Consider the following 16,866-nt stretch of genomic DNA (forward strand, 5'->3'; position numbering starts at 1 on the left):
CAGAAGACGCACAAAATTATTTACTTCAAATGATAAAAAATCCACCCTAGGGTTGATTTTTCTCCACCTTAGGGTTGATTTTTATGACACTCAAGGCATATATCTACGATTTCCCACACCTTTATTATGAAGAATTTTTCACTAACACTACTACTCTTGGGGCTATTCACCCTCAACAGCTGCCAACCCAAAGAAGACGCTTTGCCCGCTCCCACCACCGAGGGCCTCAATACTTTTGGTTGTAAAATCAACGGAAAAGTATGGGTTGCAGATGGCATTCGTAATGACCAAGGGCCTGCCGCCAAGGCCATCGAAGTTGAGTTTAAGCGATTGAGCGCTACTACTTTTTATTTGTTTATCCATACCAATGCCAGTACCAAAGACCGCGTTCAGCTAACGCTACCCAAAGGAGTCGTGGGTACCAATCTATTGGAAGATTTGTATGACAAACCTTTCGGGATTTATTACGACAACAACTTTAAGATTTTCAAGACAAAATCATCCAATCCTGGGCAAGTGGTCATCTCTCGATTGGACACCGTGAACCGAATCGTCTCGGGCAGATTTGCTTTTGATGCCGAATTTGTTGTTTCCAAAGAAACGGTAAAAGTCACCGAAGGGCGCTTTGATGTTAAGTATGAGTAAGTGTTTCAAATCAACTTCCCCATTCCGCCACATTCTCCGCCAGATTCGGTATCTTTGCGGAGTTTTTTATTTCAAGTTAGTTTGATAACGTGTTTGTTGTACGACTAACTAATAACAATTAACGGTGGCTTGCCACTCAGTATCATGAACCTGTTTAACGTTTATCCGATTTACGACATCGAACCCGTCCAAGCGCAAGGCTCTTGGCTCTGGGACAGCAAAGGCGAGAAGTACCTCGACCTTTACGGCGGTCACGCCGTGATTTCGGTGGGTCATTGTCACCCCCATTACGTCGAAAAAATGACGGAACAGTTGCGACGAATTAACTTCTATTCCAACTCTGTCAGGATACCGTTACAGGATGAATTGGCCCAAAAATTAGGCGATTTGGCTGGTTATCCAGATTATACGCTCTTTTTGTGCAACTCAGGTGCCGAAGCCAACGAAAATGCCATTAAGTTGGCCTCTTTCTACAACGGCGGCAGCAAAATAGTTGCCTTTACCAAATCATTCCACGGCCGCACGGCAGGGGCGGTTGCGATGACCGACAACCCGTCGATTGTTGCACCCGTCAACTACAACAAGCACGTCACATTTTTGCCGTTCAACGACGCCGAAGCCGTTCGTCAACACGACATGACCGACGTGTGTGCCATCATCGTAGAAGGCATTCAAGGCGTGGGTGGTATTCAAGTGGCATCGGAAGAGTTTTTGCGGGCCATTCGTCAGAAATGCGACGAGAGCAACGCTACCTTTATCTTGGACAGCGTACAGTGCGGCTATGGACGTTCGGGGAAATTTTTCTCGAACCAACACTACACCGACCTTCACGCCGACTTATACACCACCGCCAAAGGCATGGGTAACGGTTTCCCAATCGCGGGTGTATTGATTTCGCCTAAGTTCCAAGCCAAATACGGCATGTTGGGTACTACTTTCGGTGGAAACCATTTGGCGTGTGCGGCGGGCATCGCCGTCCTCGACATCATGAAAGACGAAAACCTCATGGACAACGCCGTCGAAATTGGCGACTATTTGATGAAAGGGATTGCGGAAATCGGAGGTTACAAAGAGCTTCGCGGACGAGGCTTGATGATTGGAATCGAATATGATTTCGCCATCGAAGACCTCCGCAATAAGCTCTTGTTCGACTATAAATTATTCACGGGCGTAGCAGGTAAAAACACCATTCGTTTGTTGCCGTCGCTTGCGCTCAAAAAAGAAGAAGCTGATTTATTCTTAGAAGCGTTGAGCAAAGAAATTCGCGTTTTAGCTTAATTCAACTAGTCCCGAAATACTATTCGGGACTCCAACGGTATAACGTCTCCGACGTTTTTACCCACCGTAAAAACCCTGAAAGAGTAATCTACCTTTTTCAGGGTTTTTTATTTATCTTTACCAAAGATACTTTTAAAGAAACTGACCATGTTAACAAAAACCTCTCGTCGAAAAGCACTACTGCCTCCCCAAAAGGTGTCTATTGAAGAATATTTCAGGGCAGAAGAAAAATCCATTTATAAACATGAATACCACGACGGCATTATCAAGAAAATGGCAGGAGGACAACTAACTCACAATCGATTGGCTCAAAAAACAGCCAATCTTATTGATTCTTTTTTGGAAAGTAATGATATAAATCTTCTGGTGAGTAATAGCGACACTAAAATCCGAATTGAGCAGTACAACAAGTTTGTGTATCCCGATGCGGTGGTGATTTGTGAAAAACCAGCATTTTACCAAAACCGAAAAGATACAATTACCAACCCTCTAGTCGTCGTAGAAGTACTATCCGACTCCACCAAAGAGTACGACCGAACCCTCAAATACGAGTATTACCGCACCATTCCAAGTTTCAAAGAGTACGTATTGGTGCATCAAGACCGAAAACACGTATCGGTCTATACCAAACAACCCGATGCCACCTGGATTGTCCGCGACTACGACGGCGACGATGCCACGGCTATTTTGTACGCTATTCAGCAATGTCCGCTGTCTCTTAAACGGCTTTATAGAGGGCTAGAAATCGCAAATCCATAAAAAAACCGCAATGCCCATACGGCCTTGCGGTTTTGAGAGAAATTCGACATTCCCCTACATTCTATCGGGAACTTCAATCCCCAAGAGTTCCATCGCTTTACGAATCGAATCAGCAATGGCTTGGGTCAGTAGCAAACGAACGTGCTGTGCTTCCGCGTTTGGTTCTTGTAAAATTGAAACTTCAGCGTAAAACGTATTATATACTTTCGCCAATTCGTACGCATACTGCGAAATCAACGCAGGTGAATAGTTGCGACCTGCATCCGCCACGCGGTCAGGGAATTGCGTAAGAGCAAAAATTACTTCTTGTTCAGAAGCCGTCAACGCTACCGTCGAGGCAGGTTTGTTCCAGTCAATACCTAACTGCACCGCCTTGCGCAACACCGACCGCGTACGGGCGTGGGTGTATTGAATAAACGGCCCCGTGTGTCCGTGCAACTCTACTGATTCAGCAGGGTTGAACAACATCCGTTTTTGTGGGTCAACTTTCAACAAATAATACTTCAACGCCCCAAGGCCAAGCATCGAGAAGAGCTTTTGCTTTTCGGCTTCGGAAAAATCATCAATTTTACCTTTGGCGTTTCCTTCTTCAGCTGCTGCGGCGGTTACTTCTGCTACGAGTTCGTCGGCATCCACCACCGTTCCTTCCCGCGACTTCATTTTTCCCGATGGCAAATCCACCATTCCGTAGCTGAGGTGGTAACAGCCGTCGGCGTAGGTACGACCAAGGCGTTTGAGGATCGCAAAAAGCACTTGGAAGTGATAATCTTGTTCGTTTCCTACTACCCAAATTGACTTATTGGTAGAGAAATCGGTAAACTTCAAATCCGTTGTTCCCAAATCTTGGGTAATATAAACCGACGTACCATCACCGCGCAAAACTAGCTTTTCGTCCAGCCCCTCTTCGGTCAAATCAATCCATACCGAATTATCGGCCTTTTTGAAGAATACCCCTTTGGCCAATCCTTCTTCTACGGCATCTTTTCCGAGTAAATACGTATTTGATTCATAATACGTCTTGTCAAAACTCACCCCAATTTTCTGATAGGTATCGTTAAAACCCGCATATACCCACTCGTTCATGGTTTTCCAAAGCGAAACGGTGGCTTCATCACCCTGTTCCCACTTGCGGAGCAATTCTTGGGCTTCGAGCATCCACGGCGCTTTTTTCTCTGCTTCTTCTTTGGTCATTCCCTCAGCTACAAGGGTTTGGATTTGCTGTTTGTATTCTTTGTCAAACAACACATAATATTTCCCAATCAAGTGGTCACCTTTCATTTCAGCCGACTCGGGCGTTTCGCCGTTGCCCAGTTTGGCATAGGCCAACATCGACTTACAAATGTGAATCCCACGGTCGTTGACAAGGCAAGTTTTGATAACGTCGTAACCGTTGGCTTTCAAAATACGGGCTACTGAATCTCCCAAAAAGTTATTCCGTAAGTGCCCCAAGTGAAGTGGTTTGTTGGTATTGGGAGACGAAAATTCCACCATCACCGACTGCCCATTGGGTGCGGCAAAGCCGAAGTTTTCGTCAAGCGCCAAGGCATTAAGTGCCCCGACCCAAGCTGATTCGTCAATACTTAGGTTCAGAAACCCCTGTACGACGTTGAAATTGCTCACTACTCCCGACTTCTCTAACACATATGCTCCCAGTGCATTTCCTATTTCAACGGGAGGCTTGCGGAGGCTTTTGGTGTACGGGAACGTTACGAATGTATAAAAACCTTCAAAATCTTTTTTGGTAGGTTGAAGTGCGATTGTTGGCTCTTCAACATTATAAATCTCCTTTAATGCACTTTGGAGAGAAGTTTTGATAATGGCTTCGATTTGCATAAGACGTGGTTCGTTGGTTGCTCCTCCTAGTAAGCGGAGACAGCTAAATAAGCCGCAAAAGTACGGCAAATTCGACAAGCAAATACTTGTATTCCCAAAAATTGGTTCTATTTTCGTATCATTCTCCACATTTAGCTTTGCCATGAAATGAAAAATAAGGTAGTTACCCTCCTATTATTGGTCATCAGTTGGCTAACACTCCCTGCATCGGCGCAGTTGGAACAGTCAGTACGTTTAGAATTTAAAGTAAACCAAAGCCTCGAAGAATACTTCGACGTCACTCCTTTGAACGAAGATGGGCTGTTGGTGACCCAGCGGAAAGAAGAATATTTTAAAAAAGAGAAATGGACATTCTATCGTTTTGATAACTTGCTCAAACAGCGGTGGATGTCAGAATATACCCTAGAAGACCAGCTTCACCCGATTAAGTCATACCACAATCAACACTTTTTGTATTGGCTACTTCAAGAAACCGATACCGACAAAGTAATGGTACTGCGTCTTGACCTTCAAAATGGCGAAACCGAAACCTTCAAAGGAGATTTGCACACCCGCGCCGACATCGTTCACTTCAAAGTACTTGGTAATGTGGCTTTTATCGGTGGTTATCACAACAGCCGCCCCATGGTGATGGCTTTTTCATTTTTTGACAAAAGTGTGAAAGCACTACCGTTTTTGTACACCACCAATACCGAAATCAGCAACCTTGAACTTGACGAGCAGCAAAATCAGCTCCATGTGTTGCTTTACACTACCAAGCGCAGCGATTGCCATTTTTCCATCAAAACCTACTCGTACGAAGGCAAACTCGTCAAAACCACTGCCATGCCTTTTGAAAACGATAACGGACTGATTACGGGAAAAATCTTATCGCTCGACGAATCGTCCTCGCTTATTGTTGGCAATTATGCCCAAGGTTGTACGCAATATTCGCAAGGATTGTATTTTGCTAAAATCAAAGACGCCGAACCCGAAGGTTTTCAATGGGTTGATTTTTCTAAACTAGAAAACTTCTTCAACTATCTCAAACCCAAGCGAAAACAACGCGTAGTTGAAAAAATTTCTAGACAAAAAGAAGAAGGAAAAGAGCCTAAGTTCCGTTACCGAATGTTGGTACACGACATCATTAAAAATGGAGAGGAGTTTATCCTCGTGGCCGAAGTTTATTATCCTGTCTATAAAAGTGGCAATATGTATTACGGTGGTGGAAGGTCAAACATTCACCGCGAATATGATGCTTTTCGATATACCCACGCCATTGTTTGTGGGTTCGACAAATCGGGGAAGCTTCTGTGGGACAACTGCTTTGCCCTCGAAAACGTCGAGAATATTGAGCTTGTGCCAATGGTGCAAGTCACCCGACGCGATGGGCTGCTGGTATTGGCCTATCCCAAAGAGGAAAAAATTCATACGGAAGTCATCGAACGCAGTCGCGTAGTGCGAGAAAAAGAAATCCACGAACTGAAAACAGCCGTTGAAGGTGAAAAAATTGTTGACAGTGAGCAAGGCGTATTAGCGGCTTGGTACGACCGTTTTTTTGTGGCGTACGGGTACCAGAAAGTGGGTGGAGAAAAGTGGGCAAGCGGTTCGCGCGACGTTTTTTATGTCAACAAACTCTCCTACGACCCCAATGCTCCCCGCCCAGATGCCAAAGCAGAAGCGAAGAAAGAAAATTAACGTAACATCAACTTTTCCAGTACTTTTTGGGCCGTTGCCTGAATGGCAGGAATAGCCACTGAGTTTCCAAACTGTTTATAAGCCGAAATATCGGCCACTACAATCTTAAAATCCTCAGGAAAACCCTGTAAACGTGCCCATTCACGCGGGGTCATTTTGCGGATGCCCTCCCGATTTATTTCGCTTTTGATGCGCGTTTGGGGCGTAAAATCCGTAAGGCGATGGTCGTACACGAGATTTCGCTCCCGCCCCATGCCCCCAACTACGATGGCATTGGCCACGCCCTCGTCCGAGATAGTTTCGTATCCAAAACCATTCCCCTTGCTTTCATGGCGTTTTTTATGGTTAATCAATGTTTGCAAGTACTGAGTCGATAAATAATATTTTGCCGAAACAGGCTGTGGCTCTTTTATTTCTCCAAACACTGCTGCTGAGTTGGTAGGTGCGGGATATTCAAACGAATCCACACCCAAATCGCCCCGAAATCCTACAATAAAAATTCGCTCCCGATTTTGAGGCACGCCAAAATCACGGGCATTGAGCACGCGAGGTTCGGGCACAAAATAGCCTAAGTCATCGCGCAGGGTCGCAAGAATTGTGGCAAGGGTCTTTCCTTTGTCGTGCGTTCGTAACCCTTTGACATTTTCCAAAAAAAACGCTTTTGGCCGTTTTCGTTGAATAACATCGGCAACGTCAAAAAAAAGCGTCCCGCGCGTATCTTCAAAACCACCTCGCCGCCCTGCAATCGAAAATGCCTGACACGGAAAGCCAGCACACAATACATCAAAGCCGTCGGGGATGTGCGCCTTGGTCGATTCGAGTGTGATGTCGCCGTAGGGGCGTTCGCCAAAATTAGCTTCGTACGTTTTTTGCGCTTGTACATCCCATTCACTGCTAAATACACAGCGCCCACCCAAACGTTGTAGGGCAATACGAAAACCACCAATTCCCGCAAATAAGTCGATAAAAGTAAACCAAGGTGTTTTGGAAGTATCCAATAGCATAGACATGATTAATTTTTGAGCACCAGCCACACGCCGCCCATAATCAGCGCAATGCCCAGTACCCGCCACGCATTGATGGGATGAACTGCAAAGCCCACCCACCCAAAGTGGTCGATAAGCACACCCGCCACGAGCTGCCCCGCAATGATCAAGCACAGCAAATTGGCAGGGCCAATGTCTTTGACAATAAAAATAACTGTGAGTACATAAAACGCCCCACACGCCCCTCCCAGCCACTTCCACCACGCGATGCTCCGCAGGGTATCCCACGAGGGCATCGGGGCTTTGTTGAACAAGGCATAGCAAACCAACAAGCCAACCAGCCCCGTCACAAACGAGATAATGGATGAAAGAATAGGATTTTGAGTCGCCAACCGAAGCTGAGCGTTCACACCCGACTGAAAGGTGTTGGTCACGCCAATCAAAAAAGCTAAAAGCAGAAAAAAGTAATACATGGGAAGCTGTCGTTGAATCTCACGTACAAACTTCCCAAAAATATGTTGGAATAAAAAGCGCGGCTATTTTGAACGGATGGCCTCTACAGGATCCATTCGAGCAGCTCCAAGGGCAGGAACAATGCCTGCTACTACCCCAATGATGCTCGACACGCTGAGTCCGAGAACGATATTTTGGGGCGAAAGAATAATATCCAAACTTCCTAACGAAATAAAAGACAGCAGATACACCAGCCCAATGCCAACCAAGCCACCAATCAAGCTCAAGAAAATGGCTTCAAACAAAAATTGGAATAAAATAAAATAGTTTTTCGCTCCCAATGATTTTTGAATCCCGATGAGGTTGGTACGTTCTTTGACCGATACGAACATGATGTTGGCAATGCCAAAACCACCTACCAAAATCGAAAAACTACCAATGACCCACCCAGCAATGGTAATCACGCCAAATACCCCCGACACAGCTTTGGTCGCTGCTTCAGGGCGGTTGATGGAAAAGTTGGTAGTTTGGGTCGGTTTAAGCCCTCTTTTGGTACGTAGCAAGCCCACAATCTCCGCTTCTAACTCCACTTGCCCTTCATCTTCAGGTTTTCCTTTCACCACAATATCGACGCTGTTTTCAACCCGATTTTGAAAAGATTTAGCAAAAGTTAAGTATGGCAACAACACCTTGGTGTCGGGATTACCCGCAATATCAAACAGACTTTTGCCTTTTTTCTTCTGAACCCCCACAATCATGTACTTTAAACCTTTGATTTTAAAGCTTTTTCCCGTCGGGTCAGGGTCACTTGGGAAGAGATTTTCGGCAATTTCTGCCCCGATAATAGCCACACTGCGGCCTGCATCCACTTCTTGTGGGGTAAAGTAGCGACCTTTTTCTACGGTTACTTCCGAAACTTTGTTGTATTCGTACGACACCCCTTGAAGGAGCGCATCCATGCTATTATTGCCATTTTTGGCCGTCAATCCACCTTTAAAATCCATCACAACGGTAGCTTCTGCCCCTTCGATGCGTTCGGCCAAAAACTTATAATCGCTGTATGAGGTTTCAGGCCATTGAAAATATTTCCACCACTGGTATTCACCCCCAAAACCCCAAGGCCATTTTTGGACATAAAGTACGTCGGTACCGATTTCGGCCAAGCTCTGACGGATATTTTTTTCCAACGAATCCACAATGGTAAATACGCCCACAATCGCAAAAATCCCGACGGTTACGCCCAACAAAGAAAGGGTAGTACGAAGAATATTTGAGCGAAGTGCTTGCCAAGCAAAACGCAAACTCTCAAAGGTTTGTCGAAAAAACTTCATGGCCGCTAATAGTTAAGTTGTTACGGAATTTTCGGTATTGAAAACAAAATTCGATTTATGACGCTTTTTTCACAAACATTTTACACAAGTGGCAATCCCGTAGTTTAATTGGTGACGATAAAAGTGGCGTTGGATGTAGTACCAATTCAGAAATTTAGATTTTCTTTGCAGGAAACTCATAGTTAGCACAGTCTATTGTATGAAAATCAGTACCAATTCGCGCACAGACCTTTATGTACATATTGCTCTGGTAGTAGCTCTGGTTGTGGCATTATTTTTGGGGTTCTTTTTCGTGTATTTACCTTTTACAACCAATCACGGACAAAGTATCACGGTGCCTGACCTCAAAGGAATGACCTTAGACCAAATTGAGGACTACCTCGATGAGCGTAATCTTCGGTATGAAGTGGCCGATTGTACGTTTGTCGTTGGGCAGAAACCGCTCAGCGTCATTCGACAACATCCCAAAGCAGGAATGCGGGTAAAAGAAGGACGGAAGTTGTATTTGTATATCACGACCCTCAATGCGCCTAATGTAAAAATGTCGCAGCTAGTGGATCGCACCAAAAACAGCGCCATTGCCGAGCTAAAACGTCTTGGGTTAATGTTAGGACGTATCAATTACATACCTGACCCTGCCCACGACGCTGTACTGGAACAGCTCTACAACGGCAAGCCCATTTTGCCTGGTACGCTCATTCCACAAGGCTCTAAAATAGATCTTAACCTAGGAGATGGCATCGGAAATACTGAATTTGATGTTCCTGACGTTGTAGGTAAAACACTCGAAGATGCCCTTTTTGTCTTAAAAGGCTCCAACTTAGGAAAACCACTGATTCAATATGTGGATGACCCAAGTCAGCCGCCAGGAACCATCGTACGGCAAAACCCTGAGGCAGGAGCAGGCAATAAAATCCACGTCGGTGAAATTATCGACTTGTGGGTAGTCGGGTCGCCAGATACGCAACAGCAACCACAGAATGAACAACTTTAGAAGTAACGTAACAGTGCAGAAAGGTAGCCATCGCGGCATGTTATTTATTACGAGAGATAGGGCATTAAACATGTTCCTATCTCTCGTCTTTTTCTTTGGGTTATGCCAGTCCTTAGCTGCTCAGTGGGTCGTTGTCCCCGTTGGGCCGTCGGCTTCTACAAATCCCCAAAAAGCAGCGCGTACCCAAGCGCTTACCTTGCCTTTTTTTGACGATTTTTCATTGTCAACCAATGGCCGCCCCGACCCCAACTTGTGGCAAAACGGTGGTACCTATGTAAACAACACACTGACAATAGGCCAGCCGACCCTCAATGTCGTTACCTTCGATGGTGCAGATGCCACAGGCCGCCCCTATAACTTTGCAAGTCCTTTTGCCCAGGGCTATGGTGATACACTTGCATCCCAACCCATTGATTTATCTTCGGTTAAAGATACTTCAACTTATTTAAGTTTTTATGTACAATTGCGCGGTTTGGGCGAACTGCCTGACACTACCGATTTCCTCCATTTGTATTTTCTAAATCAGCAAGGAGAGTGGAAAAAGGTGTGGGAAAAAGAAGGTCTAAAACCTGATAACAATTTTAATTACACAAAACTGGCCGTTGAGCCAGAATATTTTCACCCCAACTTCCAGTTTCGCTTTATTTCCTATGGCCGTTTGTCGGGACAATTTGATATGTGGCACTTGGATTATGTTTATCTCAACAGCGGCCGTCGGCTACCCGATCAGTTTATCAGAGATGTTGCCTATCGCCTTCCAGTCAATTCATTCTTGAAGCGCTACACAGCCATGCCAATCAAACAATACTTGGCCCGCTCCGTTGCCGAAACCACAGACTCCCTAAAGAGCGAACTCAACAACCTCTTTAATAGTTTTAACCCTATTACGGTTTCATATACGGTTCGAGATATTGTTAATAATCGCTTGCACATAGATTTTACCCAATTGCCCGACAACATTTCGTCTTCGTCTCAAAAACCCGTTATTTTTAAACCCGCCCCTATCTCTTTTTCGGATACCCTCAAAAGAGTAGTCTTGAAAACCCAGTTTAAAGTACTGACAACCGACAACCAGAACTCGTCTATTCCAGGCATTGACCTACGCCGAAATGATAGTATTTCGGGCATCACTGAGCTTTCTGACTACTATGCCTACGACGACGGCAGTGCCGAAAGTGCGGTTTATTTCAACCGTTCGCTGGGGCGTACTGCGGTTCGGTTTACGGTCAATACTCCTGATAATCTTTCGGGCGTTCGGATGAATATCGTGCCAATTGTAAAAGATGTTTCGGGCCAATCCATCACAATTCAAGTGTGGAGCAGTGAAAGAGGTCGTCCTAAAAGTATTTTATACCAAAAAGCGTATAAAGTATCATATCCTGCCCAATTTAACCAGTTTATTGAATTCCCGTTCGATTATGGCGTGGCCGTTCGTGATACATTTTACGTTGGCTGGCTTCAAATTGGGCAAGATGGCATCCCCGTTGGCCTCGACCGCAACAATGCTAACGAAGACAAGATATTTATCAATTCTGGACAAGAATGGGTACCTTATACGAGTTTCAAAAACGACGCGAGTTTGGCATATTTTCAAGGAAGTTTGATGCTGCGCCCCGTGTTGGGAACCGTGAAGCAATCAGACCCGCTGACGTCAGTCGAACCCACCGAAGAAACCGAATGGGAGGTATATCCAAACCCTACCCGAGGCATCGTAAGTTGGAATTCGGGAGATGTAAAATACATTGAAGTATATCAACTCAACGGTACACGATTGCGTTCTCAGCCAGTTCAGCCCGCCGAACGCAGCATTGACTTGACTCCATTAGGAGATGGAATTTATTTTTTACGGCTTTCCAACGAAAAGAAAACTGTCGTGAAGAAAATTTTGTTGAGCAAATAAATTAAGAACAACGATGGATATTACAGTAGAAGAACTAAAACAACGCATCGAAAGCGGCGAAGAAATCAACCTCATTGATGTCCGCGAAGATTACGAATACGAAGCCGATAACATTGGAGGCTTGTTGATTCCATTGGGCGATCTTCCGCATCGCCTTTCTGAAATCGACCACCTCAAAGAGGCGGAGGTATTGGTACATTGCCGCTCGGGAAAGCGAAGCGAAACCGCCCAACGGTTTATGCAAAGCCAAGGCTTTACGAATGTGCGTAACGTAATTGGTGGTATTCTTGCCTACAACGAACTTGACTAAGCTTCGCCGTACGCCATACAAAAAATGGGGAGCGTTAAGCTCCCCATTTTTGTTTTATACCGACATTACGTCTTGTTCTTTAGCGGTATAAATCGTTTCGATTTTAGCGATAAAACTATCCGTTAGTTTTTGTACGCGTTCTTCGGCGCGTTTTACTTCGTCTTCCGAAACTCCTTCTTTTGTCAATTTGCGAAGTTCATTATTCGTGCTTTGACGAATATTACGAACGTTCACTTTAGCCGTTTCGATTTCTTGCTTTACTCGTTTCATCAAATCGCGGCGACGCTCTTCGGTGAGCATTGGAATACTCAAGCGGATGTTTTCGCCGTCGTTGTTAGGCGACAAGCCGAGCGAGCTATTACGAATCGCTTTCTCAATTTCTCCAATTATCTTTTTCTCGAAAGGCTTTATCGCAATCGTACGTGCGTCGGGAGTGGTTATCGAAGCTACGTTTTGGATAGGCGACATCACTCCGTAGTATTCTACTTGGATTCCGTCTAGCATGTTAGGGGAAGCTTTCCCCGCACGAATTTTCGACAACTCAATCGTCAAGTGCTTGATGGCTCTGTCCATCGTATCTTTCGCATCGTCGAGATACAATTCGATTTCTTCCATTGGTTGATTTACGTTATTCTATTGATAATTATGCTCTAAAATTAATTCGACACCAGCGTTCCAACCGAATCTCCATTGACCAATCTCAAGAGGTTTCCAGGCTTATTCATGTCAAAGACAATGATTGGTAAGTTGTTTTCTTTGCAAAGGGCAAAAGCCGTCAAATCCATAATTTTTAGGTTTTCCGACAAAGCTTGATCGTACGTAATTTTTTCGTAGCGCGTCGCTGTTGGATCTTTTTCAGGATCTGCCGTGTAAATACCATCGACGCGCGTCCCTTTCAACACCGCATCGGCATTGATTTCGATGGCGCGAAGTGCCCCTGCCGAGTCGGTCGTAAAGTAAGGGTTTCCAGTACCTGCCCCAAAAATCACTACTCGTCCTTTTTCTAAATGACGTACCGCACGACGGCGAATCATCGGCTCCGCCACTTGTTCCATCTTAATGGCTGACATAAGGCGAGTGTACATCCCGTGTTTTTCGAGCGAACTCTGGATCGCCATGCTGTTGATAACCGTTGCAAGCATCCCCATGTAATCTCCCTGAACGCGGTCAATGCCCGATTTTTCGACAGAAGCACCGCGAAAAATATTTCCTCCCCCAATTACAATCGCTACTTGAACTCCTGCATCAACCACTGTTTTTACTTCTTGGGCAAACTGTTGGAGAACATCAAAGTCAATGACTTGTTTTTTATCGGAGCCGCTGAGGGCTTCACCGCTGAGTTTTAGGAGAATACGTTTGTATCTAGGTTGTTGCATAATATAATGAAATCAGTTTATTCAAACTCTATTAGTACTTGATTTTTGTCAACGCTATCGCCTTTGTTGACTTTAATGCTTTTTACCACGCCATCGCCTGAGGATTTGAGGGCGTTTTCCATTTTCATTGCCACCAACACCAACACCACATCACCTGCTTTTACGACATCTCCTACTTGCACTTTGATGTCCCAAATCAGCCCTGGCATCGGTGCTTTGAGGTTATTTACTTTGTTTTTGGTGCTGTTGTTTATCCCCATTTGTTCAAGCAACAGGTCAAAACGGTCTTTGGCAGCTACGTTATAAATGGTTTCGTTTACCTTTACTTTGAAACTCTTATCGGCGTAGTTGGCCTCTACTACTTCGGCATTAAACGAGCGGTCATCTTTGATGATGTGAAAATGACCATTGTCTAGCGCCACCAAATCCCACGCAAACGGTTGCCCGTTGAGTGTCGTGGTTTCATTTTTTGTCTCTACTTCAAAAGCTTGTTGTTCGTTGATGATTACTTTTAACATGGTACTAGGTAGTTTATAAATTGTGAGATTGAATGCCTACGACTCTACCCCCGAGGATTTCACTCGGCGATTTACTAAATAAATACCCGTTAAAATTACTCCCATTCCGAGGTACTGTTGAAAGCTAATTCGCTCCCCATCCAAAATTCCCCAGCCAATTGCCACAATCGGAATCAAGTACGTCACCGACGATGCAAACAGTCCCGAAGCCAATTGAACCACCCGATTAAACAACACCGATGCCAATCCTGAACCTACCACTCCCAACGCCAGCAAATACAGCGAAGGTTGCAGGTTTTGGGGAGTTGTTACTTTGACAAAAAAATCGGTGGTAAACAATGCAATCAGTGAAATAGGGCCGATGAACACAAACGTCCAAGCTGTCATGGTAAGGGCGGGTAAGTGGCTCAATCGAAACGCAATGGTGTTGATATTGACGCCATACATCAGCGTAGCACTCAAAATCAAAAAAGCATAAGGGTCTGCCACGTTAATGGCCCCCGTTAGATTCGACAGAATTAGTAATAAAGACCCCAATAACCCCAATATAATACCCGCAATTTGCATAGGGCGGCGCGGTTGGGCAAAAAACAACACTCCCAACACCAACGTACAAAGTGGACTAAGCGAATTGAGCATCCCCGATAACGAGCTATTGAGACGTGTGCCTGCTTTGGCAAACAAAAACGCAGGAATCACGTAGCCCATCAATGCCGATACCAATATAAAGGGAAAACGGTCGAGCGGAATTTGGTTACGGGTTTTGATCATAATAGGCACAAAAAAAAGCGAAGCCAAAAACAATCGCCCCGCTGCCACTTCCGTAACACTAAACGTTCCTAAGCTCTTTTTAATTAAAATGAAGGACGTCCCCCACGTGAGGGCTACCAGAATCAGTAAAATCCACGCTTGCAAAGGATTTTTAGAAGAATCGTCCACGACAAACTGAGCTTATTTGATATTTTTATTTTGCAAAAATAGTGGGTTTATTGGATTTTAATGTGCTTGTCGATAAAGTTCATGTATTGTTCCCAATCATAAAGCAAAATATCATGGCCTCCTTCGCGCAAATGATAGCCGATTGTTTGCCCTACAGGCGTATTTACTACAGGCATTTCTGCAACCCCTAAACCTGTTTTTTTGTACAATTGATACACTTTTCCTGCTTCTAAGGCACTCAAAAACTCTCCTTTAGGATCGGCCCACGTGTCTTTTGAAGCACTCGCTACATAGAGCGGACGAGGCGCAATCAAACTTAACAACTCGTGTTGGTCAACGGGCATTTCTTGCACTGCTTTGTTGTATTTTTTGTAACTGGCACAAAACCAATGAGGAAACTGCGTGTTGAGGTGCTCTACGGTTTCTCCTATCCATCGACGAGACAATGCCGCTCCCCCTTCGCCCGAGTCGTTGGAAATCACCACCGCAAAACGCGGGTCTTCCGCTCCCGCCCAAAGCGTCGCTTTTCCGATGCGCGAATGCCCCACACCAATGATTTTTTGGGCATCAATCTGGCTTTCGTGCTGAATCAAGTAATCGACCATGCGGCTCATGCTCCACGCCCATACGCCCAAGGCACTCCATTTTTCACGCTGCTCAGGCATCAACACCGCCCGAATTCCTGTTTTCCAGCCCTCGGCGTGATCAGGCTCAAGGTCACCATAATAGGCCGTCGCTACCGCATAACCACGAGCAATAATCGCTTCGTAAGGCCAACGCCGCTCGGCGATGCCGCGTGAGGCTTCAGTCGCATGGTTGTTGACAAAACTTTTATCAAAACCTGCATTTACCCAATTTTCAGTGACTAAAATATCTTTTTCGTGGATAGTACTGTGATTGCCCGTAAAATTGAGGCTGACAAAGGCAGGAGCTTTCTTTACATTTTTGGGTAAATACAACAAAACATTCAGCACCGCAGTAGGCGAAATGGTTGGGAAACGTAGGGTAATTTGTTTGGAAATAGCTTTCCCACCCAACGCATTTTCGTTTACGGTTTTGACCTCAACCGTACTTTTGATCGTATTTGGGAAAGGATTCACTCCATAGACTTCTTCCGCAAACAGCTTGAGCAATTCAGGGCGACGTGTTTTTTCCCATACCGAAACGGACGTCACGGGTTTTCCATTGGAAAGTACCAACGGATTGGGTAACGTATATGTGGGCATTTGGCTCTCGTCGTAATTGACGGGGATTTTTTGCGCAACTACCTTCCCAACTGCCAACCCAAGCACCAAGGCCATAGCTATCTGTTTCATACGTCGTTATTTTTTGTGTTTCTACCTTGAGCCATTTAATAGTGAAAACGGCACTGTATGATGTGAATACTATCTTGTTTCACTTCATACACAAGCCTGTGTTCGTCCCTTAGTGTGTATGTACTATAACTTCGCCATTTTTTGACCTTTCAATAGCAGCAAGTAAACGTTCTTTATTCGCTTCCGAGCTCAATAAATACTCAGTTGTATCCTGTTTAGCTTTTTTTGAAGAAAGTTTCGCCTTGATAAATGGAATACTTGTCAACAACTCCATTACAAAAGCTACCTTATGGTCAGGAACTTCTAACTCAATTTTCATAATTGTTTGGTAAACAAATATAAGTTCTAGCAGTAGCTTCGCCAAATTAAGCTGTTATCGTCTTGATTATTACCTCAATCCAATTCTCATCTGCCTGTACATTTATTGGGGATTTAAGATTCTTTTCAACCATTGGTCGCTATCTCAGCGAATTTCTTTGCTCTTTTTTGGTAGTATCGCCTGTCTATTAGGATATTTATGCTGGTTTTTCTGGTTAGACCCTTTTTTATTC

18 protein-coding genes are annotated in these 16,866 nt (G+C 44.8%); 7 read left to right on the forward strand and 11 right to left on the reverse strand.

Going from position 1 to position 16,866, the window contains the following annotated elements; genetic code table 11:
- Window positions 1–126 precede the first annotated feature (126 nt).
- The 3 genes from AC23P2_RS02280 (at window position 127) to AC23P2_RS02290 (ending at window position 2,682) form a co-directional block, all read left to right on the forward strand.
- Window positions 127–645, forward strand: coding sequence for a Riean_0653 family protein (locus tag AC23P2_RS02280; RefSeq protein ID WP_487771688.1), 519 nt, complete (start codon window positions 127–129; stop codon window positions 643–645).
- Between the two features lie 141 nt (window positions 646–786).
- Entirely contained in the window at window positions 787–1,923 is a 1,137-nt protein-coding gene (locus tag AC23P2_RS02285; protein WP_487771789.1) for an aspartate aminotransferase family protein, read from the forward strand.
- Between the two features lie 147 nt (window positions 1,924–2,070).
- A complete protein-coding gene (locus tag AC23P2_RS02290) occupies window positions 2,071–2,682 on the forward strand; it encodes a Uma2 family endonuclease (protein ID WP_487771689.1) in 612 nt (203 codons plus the stop codon).
- Window positions 2,683–2,736: 54 nt separating this feature from the next.
- Here the strand turns inward: AC23P2_RS02290 and argS are convergent, their stop codons facing one another.
- A complete protein-coding gene (gene argS / locus AC23P2_RS02295) occupies window positions 2,737–4,515 on the reverse strand; it encodes an arginine--tRNA ligase (protein ID WP_487771790.1) in 1,779 nt (592 codons plus the stop codon).
- A 147-nt stretch (window positions 4,516–4,662) separates the two neighbouring features.
- Here argS and AC23P2_RS02300 point away from each other — a divergent pair, with 147 nt between their 5' ends.
- The gene (locus AC23P2_RS02300; protein ID WP_487771690.1) at window positions 4,663–6,192 is read left to right on the forward strand and encodes a hypothetical protein; all 1,530 of its coding nucleotides are present in this window, start codon (window positions 4,663–4,665) and stop codon (window positions 6,190–6,192) included.
- Here AC23P2_RS02300 and AC23P2_RS02305 read toward each other — a convergent pair.
- The 3 genes from AC23P2_RS02305 to AC23P2_RS02315 all read right to left on the reverse strand — a co-directional run bounded on the left by AC23P2_RS02305 (window position 6,189) and on the right by AC23P2_RS02315 (window position 8,962).
- Window positions 6,189–7,202: a DNA cytosine methyltransferase gene (locus tag AC23P2_RS02305; protein ID WP_487771691.1), complete on the reverse strand. Its 1,014-nt coding sequence runs from the start codon at window positions 7,200–7,202 to the stop codon at window positions 6,189–6,191. The genes AC23P2_RS02300 and AC23P2_RS02305 overlap by 4 nt on opposite strands.
- Window positions 7,203–7,204: 2 nt before the next feature.
- Window positions 7,205–7,651 carry a DMT family transporter gene (locus AC23P2_RS02310; protein ID WP_472492235.1) on the reverse strand — a complete coding sequence of 149 codons (447 nt, stop codon included), beginning with the start codon at window positions 7,649–7,651 and terminating at the stop codon, window positions 7,205–7,207.
- A gap of 63 nt (window positions 7,652–7,714) precedes the next feature.
- Window positions 7,715–8,962, reverse strand: a complete 1,248-nt coding sequence (locus tag AC23P2_RS02315; RefSeq protein WP_487771692.1) for an ABC transporter permease — start codon at window positions 8,960–8,962, stop codon at window positions 7,715–7,717.
- A 199-nt stretch (window positions 8,963–9,161) separates the two neighbouring features.
- Between AC23P2_RS02315 and AC23P2_RS02320 the strand changes: the two genes are divergently transcribed.
- The 3 genes from AC23P2_RS02320 (at window position 9,162) to AC23P2_RS02330 (ending at window position 12,166) form a co-directional block, all read left to right on the forward strand.
- Window positions 9,162–9,956 carry a PASTA domain-containing protein gene (locus AC23P2_RS02320; RefSeq protein WP_487771693.1) on the forward strand — a complete coding sequence of 265 codons (795 nt, stop codon included), beginning with the start codon at window positions 9,162–9,164 and terminating at the stop codon, window positions 9,954–9,956.
- A 70-nt stretch (window positions 9,957–10,026) separates the two neighbouring features.
- Window positions 10,027–11,856, forward strand: a complete 1,830-nt coding sequence (locus AC23P2_RS02325; protein WP_487771694.1) for a T9SS type A sorting domain-containing protein — start codon at window positions 10,027–10,029, stop codon at window positions 11,854–11,856.
- 13 nt (window positions 11,857–11,869) lie between these two features.
- Window positions 11,870–12,166, forward strand: a complete 297-nt coding sequence (locus tag AC23P2_RS02330) for a rhodanese-like domain-containing protein (protein ID WP_028523942.1) — start codon at window positions 11,870–11,872, stop codon at window positions 12,164–12,166.
- Window positions 12,167–12,220: 54 nt separating this feature from the next.
- On the opposite strand, the gene frr is transcribed toward AC23P2_RS02330, so the two are convergent.
- Genes frr through AC23P2_RS02365 form a run of 7 tightly spaced genes read right to left on the reverse strand, consistent with a single transcriptional unit; the run spans window position 12,221 to window position 16,634 of the window.
- Window positions 12,221–12,781 (reverse strand): ribosome recycling factor, encoded by a 561-nt coding sequence (gene frr / locus AC23P2_RS02335; RefSeq protein WP_487771695.1) that lies wholly within the window; start codon window positions 12,779–12,781, stop codon window positions 12,221–12,223.
- A gap of 41 nt (window positions 12,782–12,822) precedes the next feature.
- Complete coding sequence (pyrH, locus tag AC23P2_RS02340) at window positions 12,823–13,542, reverse strand: UMP kinase (RefSeq protein WP_487771696.1); 720 nt, start codon at window positions 13,540–13,542, stop codon at window positions 12,823–12,825.
- 17 nt (window positions 13,543–13,559) lie between these two features.
- Complete coding sequence (locus AC23P2_RS02345; protein ID WP_487771697.1) at window positions 13,560–14,060, reverse strand: acyl-CoA carboxylase biotin carboxyl carrier protein subunit; 501 nt, start codon at window positions 14,058–14,060, stop codon at window positions 13,560–13,562.
- 36 nt (window positions 14,061–14,096) lie between these two features.
- The gene (locus AC23P2_RS02350) at window positions 14,097–14,999 is read right to left on the reverse strand and encodes a DMT family transporter (RefSeq protein ID WP_487771698.1); all 903 of its coding nucleotides are present in this window, start codon (window positions 14,997–14,999) and stop codon (window positions 14,097–14,099) included.
- 47 nt (window positions 15,000–15,046) lie between these two features.
- On the reverse strand, window positions 15,047–16,315 hold the full coding sequence (locus AC23P2_RS02355) for a glucuronyl esterase domain-containing protein (protein WP_487771699.1): 1,269 nt from the start codon (window positions 16,313–16,315) through the stop codon (window positions 15,047–15,049).
- A gap of 35 nt (window positions 16,316–16,350) precedes the next feature.
- A complete protein-coding gene (locus AC23P2_RS02360; RefSeq protein ID WP_487771791.1) occupies window positions 16,351–16,407 on the reverse strand; it encodes a hypothetical protein in 57 nt (18 codons plus the stop codon).
- 17 nt (window positions 16,408–16,424) lie between these two features.
- Window positions 16,425–16,634 carry a hypothetical protein gene (locus AC23P2_RS02365; protein ID WP_487771700.1) on the reverse strand — a complete coding sequence of 70 codons (210 nt, stop codon included), beginning with the start codon at window positions 16,632–16,634 and terminating at the stop codon, window positions 16,425–16,427.
- Window positions 16,635–16,866 lie beyond the last annotated feature (232 nt).

It is taken from the genome of Runella sp. R0.1_18 (genome assembly GCF_057652155.1).